The 16149-nt window shown below is 55.0% G+C and carries 13 protein-coding genes and 3 tRNA genes; 8 read left to right on the forward strand and 8 right to left on the reverse strand.

Going from position 1 to position 16149, the window contains the following annotated elements:
* Window positions 1–23 precede the first annotated feature (23 nt).
* The 4 genes from frdD to frdA are packed head-to-tail and all read right to left on the reverse strand — an operon-like array spanning window position 24 to window position 3318.
* A complete protein-coding gene (gene frdD / locus ABU190_RS18590; RefSeq protein WP_354692108.1) occupies window positions 24–383 on the reverse strand; it encodes a fumarate reductase subunit FrdD in 360 nt (119 codons plus the stop codon).
* An 11-nt stretch (window positions 384–394) separates the two neighbouring features.
* Window positions 395–790, reverse strand: a complete 396-nt coding sequence (gene frdC, locus ABU190_RS18595) for a fumarate reductase subunit FrdC (RefSeq protein WP_039077835.1) — start codon at window positions 788–790, stop codon at window positions 395–397.
* 10 nt (window positions 791–800) lie between these two features.
* Window positions 801–1535 (reverse strand): succinate dehydrogenase/fumarate reductase iron-sulfur subunit, encoded by a 735-nt coding sequence (locus ABU190_RS18600; RefSeq protein WP_354692109.1) that lies wholly within the window; start codon window positions 1533–1535, stop codon window positions 801–803.
* Window positions 1528–3318: a fumarate reductase (quinol) flavoprotein subunit gene (gene frdA / locus ABU190_RS18605; protein WP_039077833.1), complete on the reverse strand. Its 1791-nt coding sequence runs from the start codon at window positions 3316–3318 to the stop codon at window positions 1528–1530. Before frdA ends, ABU190_RS18600 begins: the two co-directional genes overlap by 8 nt.
* 309 nt (window positions 3319–3627) lie before the next feature.
* Here frdA and epmA point away from each other — a divergent pair, with 309 nt between their 5' ends.
* A complete protein-coding gene (gene epmA, locus ABU190_RS18610; RefSeq protein ID WP_354692110.1) occupies window positions 3628–4605 on the forward strand; it encodes an elongation factor P--(R)-beta-lysine ligase in 978 nt (325 codons plus the stop codon).
* A gap of 129 nt (window positions 4606–4734) precedes the next feature.
* On the opposite strand, the gene mscM is transcribed toward epmA, so the two are convergent.
* The 3 genes from mscM to rsgA form a co-directional block, all read right to left on the reverse strand.
* Complete coding sequence (mscM, locus tag ABU190_RS18615) at window positions 4735–8067, reverse strand: miniconductance mechanosensitive channel MscM (RefSeq protein WP_296433626.1); 3333 nt, start codon at window positions 8065–8067, stop codon at window positions 4735–4737.
* Between the two features lie 18 nt (window positions 8068–8085).
* Complete coding sequence (gene asd, locus ABU190_RS18620; RefSeq protein ID WP_296433627.1) at window positions 8086–9054, reverse strand: archaetidylserine decarboxylase; 969 nt, start codon at window positions 9052–9054, stop codon at window positions 8086–8088.
* 98 nt (window positions 9055–9152) lie between these two features.
* On the reverse strand, window positions 9153–10208 hold the full coding sequence (gene rsgA, locus ABU190_RS18625) for a small ribosomal subunit biogenesis GTPase RsgA (protein WP_354692111.1): 1056 nt from the start codon (window positions 10206–10208) through the stop codon (window positions 9153–9155).
* A 106-nt stretch (window positions 10209–10314) separates the two neighbouring features.
* On the opposite strand from rsgA, the gene orn reads away from it, so the two are divergent.
* The 4 genes from orn (at window position 10315) to ABU190_RS18645 (ending at window position 11399) form a co-directional block, all read left to right on the forward strand.
* Window positions 10315–10860: an oligoribonuclease gene (gene orn / locus ABU190_RS18630; RefSeq protein ID WP_039077828.1), complete on the forward strand. Its 546-nt coding sequence runs from the start codon at window positions 10315–10317 to the stop codon at window positions 10858–10860.
* 203 nt (window positions 10861–11063) lie between these two features.
* Window positions 11064–11139 (forward strand) — tRNA-Gly (locus ABU190_RS18635).
* A gap of 72 nt (window positions 11140–11211) precedes the next feature.
* A tRNA-Gly gene (locus tag ABU190_RS18640) sits at window positions 11212–11287 on the forward strand.
* A 36-nt stretch (window positions 11288–11323) separates the two neighbouring features.
* Window positions 11324–11399, forward strand: a tRNA-Gly gene (locus ABU190_RS18645).
* Window positions 11400–11667: 268 nt separating this feature from the next.
* Here ABU190_RS18645 and queG read toward each other — a convergent pair.
* Window positions 11668–12807, reverse strand: coding sequence for a tRNA epoxyqueuosine(34) reductase QueG (queG, locus tag ABU190_RS18650; RefSeq protein WP_335257652.1), 1140 nt, complete (start codon window positions 12805–12807; stop codon window positions 11668–11670).
* Here queG and nnr point away from each other — a divergent pair.
* The 3 genes from nnr to amiB are packed head-to-tail and all read left to right on the forward strand — an operon-like array spanning window position 12806 to window position 16143.
* Entirely contained in the window at window positions 12806–14353 is a 1548-nt protein-coding gene (gene nnr, locus ABU190_RS18655) for a bifunctional ADP-dependent NAD(P)H-hydrate dehydratase/NAD(P)H-hydrate epimerase (protein ID WP_354692112.1), read from the forward strand. The two genes, queG and nnr, sit on opposite strands and share 2 nt — an antisense overlap.
* Entirely contained in the window at window positions 14325–14786 is a 462-nt protein-coding gene (tsaE, locus tag ABU190_RS18660) for a tRNA (adenosine(37)-N6)-threonylcarbamoyltransferase complex ATPase subunit type 1 TsaE (RefSeq protein ID WP_354692113.1), read from the forward strand. Before nnr ends, tsaE begins: the two co-directional genes overlap by 29 nt.
* A 16-nt stretch (window positions 14787–14802) precedes the next feature.
* Window positions 14803–16143 carry an N-acetylmuramoyl-L-alanine amidase AmiB gene (gene amiB / locus ABU190_RS18665; protein WP_071193464.1) on the forward strand — a complete coding sequence of 447 codons (1341 nt, stop codon included), beginning with the start codon at window positions 14803–14805 and terminating at the stop codon, window positions 16141–16143.
* Window positions 16144–16149 lie beyond the last annotated feature (6 nt).

The following is a 16149-nucleotide window of genomic DNA, read 5'->3' on the forward strand; positions in this document are numbered from 1 at the left end:
CCAGAGCGGGAGAGCGAGGTGAATTAAAGGAAGATGACCCCGATCAGGGTGACCACTGTCAGAATAGCGGCGAGGCCATAGAAGACCCATTTCCCGCTGGGGATATGGATTTTAATATCATGCATGGCATGGTGCAGACGGTGCAGCCCGCACCATAGCGGCAGAACAATCATCAGGAATAAAAATGCACGGCCAATGAAGCTTTGGGCGAATGCCAGCACACGTTCGTAGCCGAGCGCTTCACCGGGGTAGAGACCCAGCGGTAGCAGCACGCCAACCAGCAGAATCATCACCGGTGCGATAATCGCACTCCACATGCCGCCTGCGCCGAACAGCCCCCAGAAGACGGGTTCATCGGAACGTTTTGGGTTTGGATTGATCACCTTTGGCCTCCTTACCAGAACAGTGCAACGAAAAGAATGACCACCGTCGCCAGCACGGTCACGACCCACAGCCCCCTGATAACCGGCTCGGGTTTAAGCTTTTCGCTTTTGATGATGATATTTGACGCTTTTGGCGCCAGTTCAAACCAGGTTTTGGTGTGCAGCAACGCTGCCGCCAGGGCAATCAGGTTCAGGATCACCACTATTGGGTTTCGCAGGAAGGTAACAAATCCTTCCCAGGATTCCGGGCCATGTTTTAAGGAAAAAAGTCCGCAGATCAAAATGATGCTGAACCATACCGCCGGTAACGCTGTTCCTTCACGCAGCATATAGAAGCGATAAAACGGCAGCGATTTCCACCAGGTCGACGGCATTGGCCGGACATAGGGTTTGCGTTTAGTCGTCATGATGCGCTCCTTAGCGTGGTTTCAGAGTGGCGATAAGAAAGTCTTTCGAGCTTTCCACTTTGCCCTGCTGGATAGCGGCCGCCGGGTCGACATGTTTCGGGCACACTTCCGAGCAGTAGCCCACAAAGGTACAGCTCCAGACGCCATTTGGACTGTTCAACTGCGGCATACGCTGCTGTTTCCCGTGGTCGCGGTTATCCAGGTTGTAGCGGTGCGCCAGCGTGATGGCCGCCGGGCCAATAAACTCCGGATTGAGTCCAAACTGCGGACATGCCGCATAGCACAAGCCACAGTTGATACAGCCGGAGAACTGATGGTATTTCGCCATCTGCGCCGGGGTTTGCTTGTTCGGCCCCTGCTCCGGTGTCCGCGAATTGCCAATGATGTACGGCTTAATGGCCTCCAGGCTTTCGATAAAGTGGGTCATGTCGACCACTAAATCGCGCTCGATAGGGAAGTTGGCCAGCGCCTCGATTTTTAGCCCTTTCGTGTAATCACGTAAAAACGTTTTACAGGCCAGCTTCGGCACTTTGTTGACCATCATGCCGCAGGAGCCGCAAATCGCCATACGGCAGGACCAGCGATAACTGAGGTCCGGCGCCAGGTTATCCTTTATATAACCCAGCGCGTCCAGCAGCGACGTTTGCTCATCGTAAGGCACATCATAAAAGGCGCTGTGCGGAGCGGTATCCACTTCCGGGTTATATCGCACCACCTCAACTTTCAGGGTTTGCATCTCAGCCATGGGTCGACTCCTTCTTCTCAGCGGCTTCCGCTTCGCCACCGTAAACACGTTTCGCAGGCGGCAGCGTCGTTATCTTCACGTCGCTGTAATCGAGACGGGTAGTACCGTCTGCGTCCCGGTACGCCAGGGTGTGCTTGAGGAAGTTGACGTCATCGCGCTCCGTGCAGCCCTCATCCAGACGTTGATGCGCCCCGCGCGACTCTTTACGTGCCAGCGCGGAATGAGCCATACATTCGGCGACGTTCAGGCCGTGCCCCAGTTCGATGGTATAAAGGATGTCGGTATTGAACACGCTGGAAGTATCGGTGATGCGCACGCGTTTGAAACGCTCTTGCAGCTCCGCCAGTTTATCAACGGTTTTTTGCATCAGCTCTGGCGTACGGTAGATACCGCAGCCCTCTTCCATTGACTCACCCATTTCGTCGCGAATTTTCGCCCAGTTTTCCGTGCCTTCCTGATTAACCAGATTTTTCAGGCGTTGCTCAACGTCAGCGGCCTGTGCGTTCAGCGCAGCGTCGCTGGCTGCTGTCGCGGAGGCGGCGCGCGCCATTGCTTGTTCACCTGCCAGACGACCAAACACCACCAGCTCTGCCAGCGAGTTTGAGCCAAGACGGTTTGCGCCATGCAGACCAACAGATGAACACTCACCCACAGCAAACAGCCCTTTGATACGGGTTTCGCACTGCTGATCGGTTTCGATACCGCCCATGGTGTAGTGCGCGGTGGGGCGTACAGGAATCGGTTCTTTTACTGGATCCACGCCAACGTAGGCTTTTGCCAGTTCGCAAATAAACGGCAGACGCTCCAGCAGTTTTTTCTCACCCAGATGGCGCAAGTCGAGATGGACGACATCGCCGCGCGGGGTCGAAATGGTGTTGCCTTTACGCCATTCATGCCAGAACGCCTGCGACACTTTGTCGCGCGGCCCCAGCTCCATATATTTGTTCTTCGGTTCGCCCAGTGGGGTTTCTGGCCCCATGCCGTAATCCTGCAGATAACGGTAGCCGTTTTTGTTGACCAGGATACCGCCTTCGCCACGGCAGCCTTCCGTCATCAAAATACCGGAACCCGGCAGCCCGGTGGGGTGATACTGGACAAACTCCATATCACGCAGCGGTACGCCATGAGCAAGCGCCATGCCCATTCCGTCGCCTGTGACGATACCGCCATTGGTGTTGTAACGGTAAACGCGACCCGCACCGCCTGTCGCCATAACGACCGCGTTGGCACGAATCTGCACCAGCGTGCCTTCCATCATGTTCATCGCGACCAACCCACGCACCTGGCCATCGTCGACCAGAATATCCAGCACGAAGTGCTCGTCGAAGCGCTGAATTTGCGGGAACTGGAGTGATGCCTGGAAGAGGGTATGTAGCATATGGAAGCCGGTTTTATCTGCGGCAAACCAGGTGCGTTCGATCTTCATACCGCCAAAGCGGCGAACGTTGACGGAACCATCGGGGCGGCGGCTCCACGGGCAGCCCCAGAGTTCAAGCTGCGTCATTTCGGTGGGGCAATGACGGACAAAGTAGTCAACGACATCCTGCTCGCACAGCCAGTCGCCACCGGCTACAGTGTCGTGAAAATGGTACTCGAAGCTATCATGATCCTGTGCAACGGCTGCGGAACCGCCTTCTGCGGCCACGGTGTGGCTGCGCATGGGATAAACTTTTGAAATAAGGGCGATTTTAGCATTTGGATTTGCCTGGGCGGCTGCTATGGCGGCACGTAAACCCGCGCCACCCGCGCCAATTACAGCAAGATCGGCTTGAAAAGTTTGCACGACATTCCTCCTGATTATTGTTATTTCGCAACCCTTTCTGATCTGACCAGCCAGGGCCTCGAATACGATTCCACTGCTCCTTTATTGGTATGCATTATAATCTTAGGATGGTGAGGGAAATTTGACCTGTTCGATTTTTTTAACGTATGAATGGCCCAAAACATCATTGATTTTGATTAATTTAATTACAAAACCCCCAACCTTTAGTGATTTTACCTCCCGTCGCTGAACCTTATTCCGCTCAAAATTTGTCTCTCTGAGCCGATACGGGTAGACTTCGTGCCCTTGTTTGAATTCGGAGAACGTACCATGAGCGAGACGGCAACCTGGCAGCCGAGCGCATCCATCCCTAACTTATTAAAACGCGCAGCAATTATGGCGGAAGTTCGGCGTTTCTTCGCCGATCGCGGCGTGTTAGAGGTGGAAACGCCTTGTATGAGCCAGGCCACGGTAACCGATATTCATCTGTTCCCGTTTGAGACCCGTTTCGTTGGTCCCGGCCATTCGCAAGGGATGAATCTTTATCTGATGACCAGCCCGGAATACCACATGAAGCGTCTTCTGGCGGCAGGATGTGGCCCGGTTTTCCAACTGTGCCGTAGCTTCCGTAATGAGGAAATGGGGCGTCATCATAATCCTGAGTTCACCATGCTGGAGTGGTACCGTCCGCACTACGATATGTATCGTTTGATGAATGAAGTGGATGACCTTCTGCAACAGGTGCTGGAGTGTCCGGCAGCGGAATCACTCTCTTATCAGCAGGCTTTCCAGCGCTACCTGGAAATCGATCCGCTTTCTGCGGATAAAACTCAACTGCGTGAAGTGGCGGCAAAGCTTGATTTAAGCAATATCGCAGACACTGAAGAAGACCGCGATACCTTGCTGCAACTGCTATTCACCATGGGCGTTGAGCCACATATCGGCAAAGACCGTCCGGCGTTTGTCTACCACTTCCCGGCAAGTCAGGCCGCGCTGGCGCAAATCAGCACCGAAGATCACCGCGTGGCGGAACGCTTTGAGGTCTACTTCAAAGGTATTGAACTGGCAAATGGTTTCCATGAACTGACCGATGCCCGTGAACAGCAGCAGCGTTTTGAGCAGGATAATCGTAAGCGTGCCGCACGTGGTCTGCCGCAGCAACCGGTGGATACAAATCTGCTGGAGGCGCTGAAGGCCGGTATGCCGGATTGCTCCGGTGTGGCGCTGGGCGTTGATCGCCTGGTGATGCTGGCGCTGGGGGCGGAAAGCCTTGCTGAGGTAATGGCGTTTACCGTCGATCGCTCCTGATTTTTCGGCTTCACCATCCCGGATGCGGCTACGCCTTATCCGGGCAACGGTCTGATGGCGTTGATCATCGAAGCCTCTCCCAGTGGGAGAGGCTGTCAGAGTAGCCCCGATAAGCGCATCGGGGAAAGATTACACACTTCCCGCCGGACGATTCCCTCTCCCTGCCGATGTCAGCGTGCGCGCCGTGCGCTTGCCGTCCAGACTTTCAAGCCGCATCTGGAACGGTGGGAACGGCAGATCGATGCCATGTTCGCGGAAGCCTGCCAGAATCAATTGATGAATCTCGTGGCGCAGCGGCATACGGTGCCCCATCTCGGCGGCGTAGATACGCAGTTCAAATAGCTGAATCCCTTGCTGGAGGTCAACCAGGAACACTTCCGGGGCAGGGTTATCAATCACAAACGTACAACGTTCTGCGGCGGTATAAAGGATCTGCGTTACCTCTTCGCTGTTGGCATCGGCGGGTGCCGGAACCGTCAGCACCACACGCGTCACCGAGTCCGACAGTGACCAGTTGATAAACTGCTCGGTAATAAAGGCCTTATTGGGCACGATGATCTCTTTGCGATCCCAGTCGCTGATCGTCGTGGCGCGGGTATTGATCTTCGTGACACTACCGGTCAGATCGCGGATCGTCACGGTATCACCAATACGGATCGGCTTTTCAAACAGAATGATCAGGCCGGAAATAAAGTTAGCGAAGATCTCCTGCAGGCCAAAGCCCAGACCGACGCCAAGCGCGGCAACCAGCCACTGCAATTTAGCCCATTCGATCCCGATCATGGAGAATCCAACCAGCCCGCCAAACAGCATTAGCAGATATTTGGTGATGGTGGTGATGGCATAACCGGTGCCTGGGGTAAGATCCAGATGCTGCAACAGGGCAAGCTCAAGCAGCGCCGGAAAGTTACGCACCAGTTGCGTGGTGATGATAAACACCAGAATGGCAATCAACACCGCGCCGAGAGTGATGGGCTCAAGGCTTTCCACTCCTTGCACCGTGGAGGTGACATCCCACAGGGAAATGTTCTCCAGGAAGCCGAAAGCTGAGTGGATTTCTGACCACAGCACAATGACGGAGAGCAGCGCGATAAGCATCAGGATCGAGCGCACCAGGCGCAGCGATTGCACGCTGATGGCATCCAGATCGAGCTCTTTCTCATCTATCTCGACCGATCCTTCGGTACTGGTGGAGTGCGGCGTCTCATCTTCGCCTTTCGCGCGTTGGGCGAGGATCTCAGCGCGACGATGGCGGGCACGATCGAACGCCAGACGGCGGCGTTGGATCAGCATCCAGCGGCGGATAATGTGATAGACCACTAACAGCAGGAACCAGATGGCGACGGAGGTTTCCAGACGCGCCAGCAGGGCCTGCGAGGTGGCCAGATAGCCCACCGCAGCAGCGAGAATCGCAATCAGCGGGGCGCTTAACAGTAGGTTCCATAGCAGGCGGTTCGGCATGTTATCACCCGAACCGGTCTTATCGACATAGAGCGGGATCCCGGCGCGTTTAAGGCTGAGTGTGACGACCGCCAGCGCACCACAAATCAGAATAAAACAGAGCCTGCCCAGCGACCCGGAAAACTCCCGGTCATTGAGGTTATCGAACATGATCAGCGCCATAATCAATGGCACGATAAAACCAATGCTCATCAGGTAGTTGCGCATTCCACGCGCCACGCGATGACGCGGCCAGCCGAAATGGGCGACAAATAATCCGGTTGGGCGGGCGAAAGTGGCGCAAATCATCACAACCCACAGTAGCGGAACGGTCGCGGTGACGCCGTCGCCAATCGCTACGGCCAGGGGATACGGCCAGGCTTCCTGTAAGCCGTAACCCAGCGTTGCCCACAATACGGGAAGCGGAAGGGCGACCAGAATCGACCAGAACACCGTACGCATTGTCAGCCAGAAATGATCCTGAGTGACTTTGCCAACTTTGGCGCTGGAACGCTCAAGGAAACGGGTGAAGTGCTTACGCGAATAGAGGCTGAAACCTACGAGGATGAGCGCGCCAAAAAGCGGGAACAGCGTCTCTTTGCTGGTGAGCATCATTGCGCTGGCTTTGCCGAGTTGGCTAAAGGTATCCAGCGAGATGAGGCGCCGCAGATCCTGCACGATTTCAACCGGCCAGCTCAGGCTCATTGGACTGACGTCCGCCGTCCAGAAAAGGTAGCGGTGCGTGGCTTCATTCACCTCGCGCAGCGCATCCTCAAGCTGGCTATTGGAAACTTTAAGCTTTGTCAGTTCCAGAATCAGGGTATCGCCACCCTGTAGTAGCGACGAGAGCAACTCACGCTGCGTGCGCAACTGGGCATCGAGTATACGGCTCTGCTCCGCCGTCAGTTGCTGGCCGTCAGCCTGGCGAATCTGTCGCAACTGAGGCTGCTTGTTCACCAGGTCTTCATAGCGCATGCGGTGCACGCGAAGCTGCGCCATTTCTGTATCGAGCTGCTGGGGCTTAGGCATTTCCGGCAAGCGGGCCACCTGAGCGCGCAACGCTTCACCCAACATATTGGACGCGCCCAGCCACTGTGACTGCTCGCGCAGGGTGTTCAGTGCCTGACGGACCTGCAACATCTGATTTGTCGCCTGACGCTGTTGTGAGGCGACCAGATCCATGCGCTGCGCCTGTTGGTTCAGCGCCTGCGACAGCTCACGGTTGATCTTAAACTGTTCGATGATACCGGGCGGTAGGTTATCACTGTTTTCCGCCAGTTGTTCGGTACTCTCCAGCGCCTGCTCGGCTTCGCGCTGACGCTGGCTGTTGAGCTGATTACGCAGCGCCTGCAGGTAAGCATCCAGTTGCTGTGCCTGCTTTTGGGCCAGCTCTGAGCGCATCCGTGACAGCTCCTGGCGGTTATTTGCCGATAGCTGTGCCAGTTCCAGTTCATCGACCAGTGCCCTCAGTTTTGCAGACTCTGCCTGGGCACTCAGATTTTGCGCCTGCGCGAGCGGCGTATTACTGGTTTGCGCGCCGATGCGGCGTTCAACTTCATTAACCTGGCGGCGAGCATCCGTTTGCTGTTGCGGAAGCTGGCTCAGGGAATCGTTAATTTCCCTGGCGCGCTCCTGCTCTTGCTGTGCCTGGCGGGTTTTTTCCAGCAACTGGCTGCTGACTTGCAGAATTTCCTGGTTTAGCGCGTCGGTGCTTATATTGGCAGGCACCGATTTTGGCTCATCGCGCAGGTTATCTAGCTGCGAGCGTAGCGTGCGGGAAAGTTTGGGGAAGTTATCGATAACGTCTTGATATTGCTGGGCGCGCTCAAGCGAGCCTTTACGCTCTTCAAGCGCGTTCAGCGCGCCCTGGAGCACTTCGACGGTTTCAGCCTGATCGGGCGTGGCTTTTGCCGCTTTGGCCTGCTCCAGTTCTTGCGAGATTTGTTTGGCATCGGGGGCCGTTGCTGCGTTGGCCCCCAGGCTGAGGCACCAGGCCATCAGAAAAATGATAATCAGGCGCACTACAGCTTACCTTCTTCGTTAGACTTCGTCTTTCTTGTCGTCTACCAGCGGGCTGGCATCCAGCTCGGCGGCAATTTCTTCTGCGGGCAAAGGCGTCGGTTCAACTTCCGGTGTCACCAGCGTTTCGGTGGAGACGGCCAGCGGCTCGCCGATTTTGGTCACAGAAAGGCTTTGCAGGTGTTCTGCCAGGTTCACTTTACCCGGCGCGAACAGGTTAATCACCGTTGAACCCAGTTTGAAGCGGCCCATCTCCTGGCCTTTCAGCAGTGCAACTGCACCATCGCTCTCGCCTGCAGGAAAGGTCCAGCGTTTGATGATGCCTTCGCGCGGCGGAGTGATCGTACCGGCCCAGACTGTCTCAATACTGCCGACAATCGTTGCTCCGACCAGAATTTGCGCCATCGGGCCAAATTCAGTATCGAACAAGCAAATGACGCGCTCGTTACGGGCAAACAAGTTCGGCACGTTCTGCGCAGTCAGGTGGTTAACCGAAAACAGGTCGCCCGGTACATAAATCATTTCCCGCAGGATACCGTTGCACGGCATATGCACGCGGTGATAATCACGCGGTGACAGGTACGTGGTAGCAAAAGAGCCATTACGGAACAGGTCTGCCATCAGGTAGTTGCCTGCCAGCAGGGCTTCCAGGCTGTAATCGTGGCCTTTCGCCTGCAGGATTTTGTCGTTTTCGATTTTACCAAGCTGGCTTATCACGCCGTCTGCGGGCATCACCAGGATGTTCGGATCGGTGTTCAGAGGGCGAACATCGTCACGCAACGGGCGCACGAAGAAGTCGTTGAAGGTGCGATAGCTGGCGGTGTCCGGCTTTTGCGCCTCCTGCATATTGACCTTGTAGTATTTGACGAACAGATCAATAACCAGTTTGGTCAGCCAACCCGCGCGTTTGCTTGCGCCCCAGCCCGCCAGGCGAGTGAGCCACAGTTTCGGCAGAATGTATTGAAGCGAAAGTTTAAATGAGTTTAACAAGGTAGCCTCCAGGCCATTGTTTTTGTCGTTCCTGACCCGGCGCTATCGCCAGGTCTTTGCAAAAAAGGGGACGATTCTAACGACGCTTAGCTTAGTTGTCAGTCATCGGATTCAGAAAAGCTTTTACGCGTTTTTACTTGTGACATGCTCTCAAGAATACGGTGATAATTTTCGAACCGTGTCCCGGCGATTTCGCCCTTGTCGACGGCTTCGCGGATGGCGCAGCCTGGGTCGCTGGCGTGTTTACAGTCACGATATTTACAGTGGCCGATATAGTCATGGAATTCGACAAAGCCGTTAGTAATTTGTTCCGGCTCCAGATGCCAGAGTCCAAATTCACGCACCCCGGGAGAATCAATCACATCGCCGCCGTGCGGGAAGTGATAAAGACGGGCGGCTGTCGTAGTGTGCTGGCCCAGACCGGAGTTATCAGAGACATCATTTGTCAGGATTTGGTCTTCATGCAGACCGAGCAGGGCGTTCAACAGGCTGGATTTGCCCACGCCAGACTGCCCGGCGAAGATACTGATACGGTGAGTTAACGCGTCTTCAAGAGGCTGCAGCCCGTTCTGGGTGTGGCTGGATACCATCAATACGCGATAACCGATTTTGCGGTAGATATCCATCTGCTCATTTACGAAGGCCATGCCTTCATCGTCCAGCAGATCGATCTTGTTCAGCACGATCAGCGGTTCAACCTCCAGCGCTTCACAGGCCACCAGATAACGATCGATAATATTGAGCGAGAGTTCCGGCAAAATGGCTGAAACGATCACGATCTGATCGATATTTGCCGCGATCGGTTTTACGCCATCGTAAAAGTCAGGACGGGTCAGTACAGACGTGCGATCGTGTACGGCTTCGACAATGCCTTTTACCGTCACCCCTTCCGCCGCCTCTTTGCCCGGACGCCAGACGACGCGGTCGCCGGTGACCAGTGAACGAATGGTACGACGAATATTGCAACGGTGTACGGTGCCATCCGCGGCTTCAACGTCCGCGTGCATGCCGAAGCGGCTGATCACTATGCCCTCAGACGGCTCGCCAAACAGGTTGTCATCGTAGTCGGCTTTCTCCACAGACGTTTTTAACCGGCGCTGATGATTCGCGTTGACGCGGCGTTGCTGTCCTTTGGAGAGTTTATTTTTACTCAATCGTACTGGCTCCTGGTCGCCCCGGATGGGCAAAACCTTTATGATACACGCTATTTTAGATGAATATAGTCACGCTGAATATGACGCGAGAAGGGTGGAAAATAGCATGAGTGCAAATGAAAACAACCTGATTTGGATCGATCTGGAGATGACCGGGCTGAATCCGGAACGCGATCGTATTATTGAAATCGCGACCCTGGTTACCGACGCGAATCTGAATATCCTGGCGGAGGGGCCGACCATTGCGGTTCATCAGTCTGACGCTCAACTGGCGTTGATGGATGACTGGAACGTACGTACCCACACTGGCAGCGGTCTGGTGGAGCGCGTCAAGGCAAGTCAGTTTGATGATCGCGCGGCAGAGCTGGCGACCATCGAATTTCTGAAAGAGTGGGTGCCAGCGGGCAAGTCACCAATTTGTGGCAACAGTATCGGTCAGGACCGCCGTTTTCTGTTTAAGTACATGCCGGAGCTGGAAGCTTACTTCCACTATCGTTATCTGGACGTAAGCACCTTAAAAGAGTTAGCGCGTCGCTGGAAACCGGAAATTCTCGACGGCTTCAAAAAACAGGGCACGCATCAGGCAATGGATGATATCCGCGAGTCTGTGGCCGAGCTTTCTTACTATCGCGAACATTTTATTAAGCTGTAAAAAGAGTGCCCGGATGGATGAAAAAGAGAGTAAGGTAGTCCGTCCGGTGCAAAAACAGGCAAGATGACGAATAATCGAGCACTTGAACGAAAAATTTAAAAAATCGTTTTCGGGGGGCTTGCAGGAGAAAGGAATTCTCGTATAATGCGCCTCCCGTGACGACACAGAAATGTGAAATTACGACAGCAAGAAAAATGATGTTTGCGGGAATAGCTCAGTTGGTAGAGCACGACCTTGCCAAGGTCGGGGTCGCGAGTTCGAGTCTCGTTTCCCGCTCCAAAATTTGAATGCACCATCAATCGCAGGTATGTACGTGTAGCCAAGCTGTTGCAACGTGAAACCAGAGATTATGCGGGAATAGCTCAGTTGGTAGAGCACGACCTTGCCAAGGTCGGGGTCGCGAGTTCGAGTCTCGTTTCCCGCTCCAAAATTTGAAAAGTATCGAAAGATACGCACCACCCAAGCGGGAATAGCTCAGTTGGTAGAGCACGACCTTGCCAAGGTCGGGGTCGCGAGTTCGAGTCTCGTTTCCCGCTCCAAATTTTTACTCCATTAAATTATCCACAGCGGAAAGCACATGCTGCGGACGATTTTTTTCGTCCTTACATATTCTTGTAAACAGACTTATCCACAGAACGCCTGCCTTCATTTGAAAATCCAATCGCTTCGCCTGGTGAATAGTATCAATTTAACTTACTGAATTATTTAATAAAAAATTCATCTTAAATTGTTAGTGGGATCACTTGACGATTTTGTGGGCATTGAAACGCAATGCGTTTTTAATTTTATTCACAAGCTGTGGATGGCTCAGGCGTCACGTATCAACCCCTTTTCGATGACCCTCACAAGGCGTTGTTTCTTCGGCGTCTGTACTTCCACCACGCAGGCATTTCGTTTTTCTACCTGTTGCGCAATGGCCCATTCTATATGTTCATCAAGAAGTGGGTGCTCACCCCGGCGTTGTTCCAGCGCATGTATATTGGCTTCATTCCAGGGCGCGTTACCCAGCGCGACGGCAATATTACGCAGCCAGCGTAGATGACCGATACGGCGAATCGCCGAGCCTTCCGTTACTTTCAAAAACCAGCTCTCGCTCCATGCAAACAATTCAATCAGTTCCGGCGAATGCAGCGCCTTACGCGGGCTGAAATCTGCTTCATCGGTTAATTGCGAGAAACGGTTCCACGGGCAAATAAGCTGGCAGTCGTCGCAGCCATAGATGCGGTTACCGATTAACGGGCGGAATTCCTCCGGAATCGCCCCTTCCAGTTCAATGGTGAGATAAGAGATGCAGCGGCGTGCATCGACCGTATAGGGCTCGACAATCGCCCCCGTCGGGCAAATGGTGAGGCAGGCCACGCAGCGACCACAATCTTCTTCAACGGGCTGGTCGACAGGCAGGGGCAAATCAATGAGTAACTCGCCGAGGAAGAAGAATGACCCGGCCTGGCGATTAAGAATAAGTGAGTGCTTACCTACCCAACCAAGCCCGGCTTTTTCGGCTAACGGGCGTTCAAGGATGGGCGCAGAATCCACAAACGGTCTAAAATTCAGCGAAGCACAATGCTGCTGGATCTTTTCACCGAGTTGCTTTAATCGGTTACGTAGCAGTTTATGATAATCGCGTCCCAGCGCGTAGCGGCTGACATAGCCCAGCGCCGGGTTTTTAAGTGTGCTGGCGAAGGCGGCATTTGCGGGGAGATAGTTCATTCTTACGCTGATAACCCGCAAGGTGCCGGGCAGAAGCTCGTGTGGACGGGCGCGCATCATGCCGTGTCGCGCCATCCACTCCATTTCGCCATGATATTGTTTGTCCAGCCATGCCTGCAGCTTAGGTTCGCTGGCGGAAAGGTCGGTGTCAGCGATACCGACCTGCTGAAAACCCAGTTCAGTGCCCCACTGTTTGATGCTGTGCGCTAATTGATTGAGATCGAGGGGTTCTGACATGACGGACCATACAATGAAGAAATACGCAGCAAGTATACCACACTCAATCTGGCCTGCGGATGAACTGCGGCGGGCGGAAAAGGAGGCGGCAGATAGCCTTGGGATTACGCTGTTTGAACTGATGCAGCGTGCGGGTGAAGCCGCGTTCAACGTCGCACGGGCATACTACCCCACAACGCGACACTGGCTCGTGCTGTGTGGCCATGGCAACAATGGCGGCGATGGTTACGTTGTCGCACGTCTGGCTACGGCCGCAGGCATTGAGGTGACCCTGTTGGCTGTTGAGGGGAGCAAGCCGCTGCCGGAAGAGGCGCAGGCGGCGCGAGAAGCCTGGCTGAACGCGGGAGGTGTCATCCATGCCGCTGATATCATCTGGCCGGAAGGCGTCGATCTGATTATTGATGGTTTGCTGGGCACAGGGCTTAACAGCGCACCAAGAGAACCTGGCGCCTCCCTGATAGCCCAGGCCAATGCACATCCGGCTCCGATCCTGGCGCTGGATATTCCTTCTGGTTTAGTGGCCCAGACCGGTACAACGCCCGGTGCGGTCATTGAGGCCGCGCATACCGTGACTTTTATCGCCCTGAAACCGGGATTGCTGACCGGGAAGGCCCGTGATGTCGTCGGTGTGCTCCATCATCATGCTCTGGGGCTGGAAAACTGGCTGGCCGGGCAGCAAACTTTACTGACCCGCGTTGATGCGACGTTCCTTCCCCACTGGTTTAGGCCGCGCCGTCCCACTTCACATAAAGGCTCCCATGGTCGGCTGGTCATCATTGGCGGCGATCATGGCACCGCTGGCGCTATCCGCATGGCGGGCGAAGCGGCGCTGCGGGCGGGGGCGGGGCTGGTGCGTGTGCTTACGCGTAGCGAAAATATTGCGCCTGTCATTACGGCCCGCCCGGAACTGATGGTACATCAACTCACGCCACAGAGCCTTGAAGAGAGTCTGGAGTGGGCCGATGTGGTGGTCATTGGGCCGGGGCTTGGTCAGCAAGAGTGGGGCAAAAAAGCCCTGCAGAAAGTTGAGAATTTCCGCAAACCGATGCTCTGGGACGCCGATGCGCTGAACCTTCTGGCAATCAATCCCGATAAACGTCACAATCGCATCCTGACGCCACACCCCGGCGAGGCTGCACGCCTGCTTGGCTGTTCTGTTGCAGAAATTGAAAGTGATCGCTTACTTTCTGCGCAACGTCTGCTACAACGATACGCAGGCGTTGTCGTTCTGAAAGGGGCGGGTACGGTGGTGGCGGGCGCTGACGGCAAGGTCAGTATTATTGATGCCGGCAATGCGGGGATGGCCAGCGGCGGCATGGGAGATGTGCTGTCTGGCATTATCGGCGCAATGCTGGGGCAGAAGCTTGAACTGTATGACGCGGCCTGCGCAGGCTGTCTCGCCCATGGTGTCGCAGCAGATGTGCTGGCGGCGCGACAAGGGATGCGGGGCATGCTGGCAACCGATCTTTTTTCCACGCTGGTGCGTGTAGTTAACCCGGACGTTATTGAAACAGAAGATGATGAATCGAGTAATTCCTTTACCTGATGAGCAAGCGACCCTTACGTTGGGGCAACGCATGGCGCAGGCTTGCAATGGCGCGACAGTGATTTACCTGTACGGCGACCTGGGTGCGGGTAAAACCACTTTCAGCCGGGGCTTTCTGCAGGCTCTGGGTCACAACGGGAATGTTAAAAGCCCGACCTATACGCTGGTTGAACCCTACACACTCGATAAGCTGAATGTGTACCACTTCGACCTGTATCGCCTTACGGATCCTGAGGAGCTGGAATTTATGGGGATCCGCGATTATTTTGCCAACGACGCTATTTGCCTGGTCGAGTGGCCGCAACAAGGTGCGGGTGTGCTGCCTGACCCGGATGTCGAAATTCATATTGATTACCAGGCGCAGGGGCGTGAGGCGCGCATTACTGCTGTATCCTCATCTGGCGATGCATTGCTGGCTCGTTTGGCCGGTTAATCTAAGGGATGACGGGATGATTTATCGCGTTAAAAGTTGGCTAATGACCGCACTGATTTTATTCAGCATGCAGGTCGGTGCGGCGAGTTTGTCAGATATTCAGGTTTCCAATGGGGATAACCAGGCCCGTATCACGTTCAGTTTTATGGGCGACCCGGAATATGCCTTTTCTCAGGAAGGGAAGCGAAGCGTTGCGCTGGATATCAAACAAACCGGTGTAATTCAGGGGTTGCCGCTCCAGTTCAGCGGTAACAATTTGGTCAGAAGCATTCGTTCGGGCACGCCGAAGGATAACCAGTCGCTGCGATTGGTGGTCGATTTAACGCAAAACGGTAAAACGCGCGCGGTGAAACAGCAAAGCGGCTCAGGCTATACCGTGGTGTTTACCATTGATGCCGATGTGCCGCCACCGCCTCCGCCGCCAAAAGTGGTAGCGAAACGCGTTGAGACGCCTGCCGTCACGCCGCAACCGGTGCAGACCCAACCCGGTCGTAATCCTTTTAGTGGCAGCAACGATCGCATCACTAGCGTCACCAGCAGCAATACGGCGGTTCGTCCTGCGGCACAAGCGCGTCCGGCTTCCGGGGACAGTAAAGTCATTATTGCTATCGATGCCGGGCACGGCGGGCAGGATCCTGGTGCGATTGGCCCTGGCGGTACTCAGGAGAAAAACGTCACTATCTCCGTGGCGCGTAAACTGCGTACTTTGCTGAATGACGACCCAATGTTCAAAGCCGTAATGACCCGCGATGGCGATTATTTTATCTCGGTGATGGGGCGTTCGGACGTGGCGCGTAAACAAAACGCAAACTTCCTGGTGTCGATTCATGCGGATGCCGCACCGAATCGCGATGCTACCGGCGCGTCCGTCTGGGTGCTTTCTAACCGTCGCGCCAACAGTGAAATGGCGGGCTGGCTTGAGCAGCATGAGAAACAGTCCGAACTGTTGGGCGGTGCGGGCGATGTGCTGGCGAACAGTCAGTCTGACCCCTACCTGAGCCAGGCGGTGCTGGATTTACAATTCGGCCATTCTCAGCGTGTCGGTTATGATGTCGCCAGCAGTATGATCACTCAGCTTGCGCGTATTGGCGCGCTGCATAAGCGACATCCGGAACACGCAAGCCTTGGTGTACTTCGTTCGCCGGATATCCCGTCAGTGCTGGTTGAAACCGGGTTTATCAGTAACAACAGCGAAGAGCGTATGCTGGGCAGCGATGAATACCAGCAGCAGCTTGCGGAAGCAATCTACACGGGGCTGCGCAACTATTTCCTTGCACACCCTCTGCAATCTGCGCCGCAGGGGGGCAGTGGACAAATGGCTAACGCCGCAGCGCCCGCCAGCGGATTGCTTAATTAAGGAGAC

It is taken from the genome of Phytobacter sp. RSE-02, assembly GCF_040578655.1.
Taxonomy (GTDB): Bacteria; Pseudomonadota; Gammaproteobacteria; order Enterobacterales; family Enterobacteriaceae; genus Phytobacter; species Phytobacter diazotrophicus.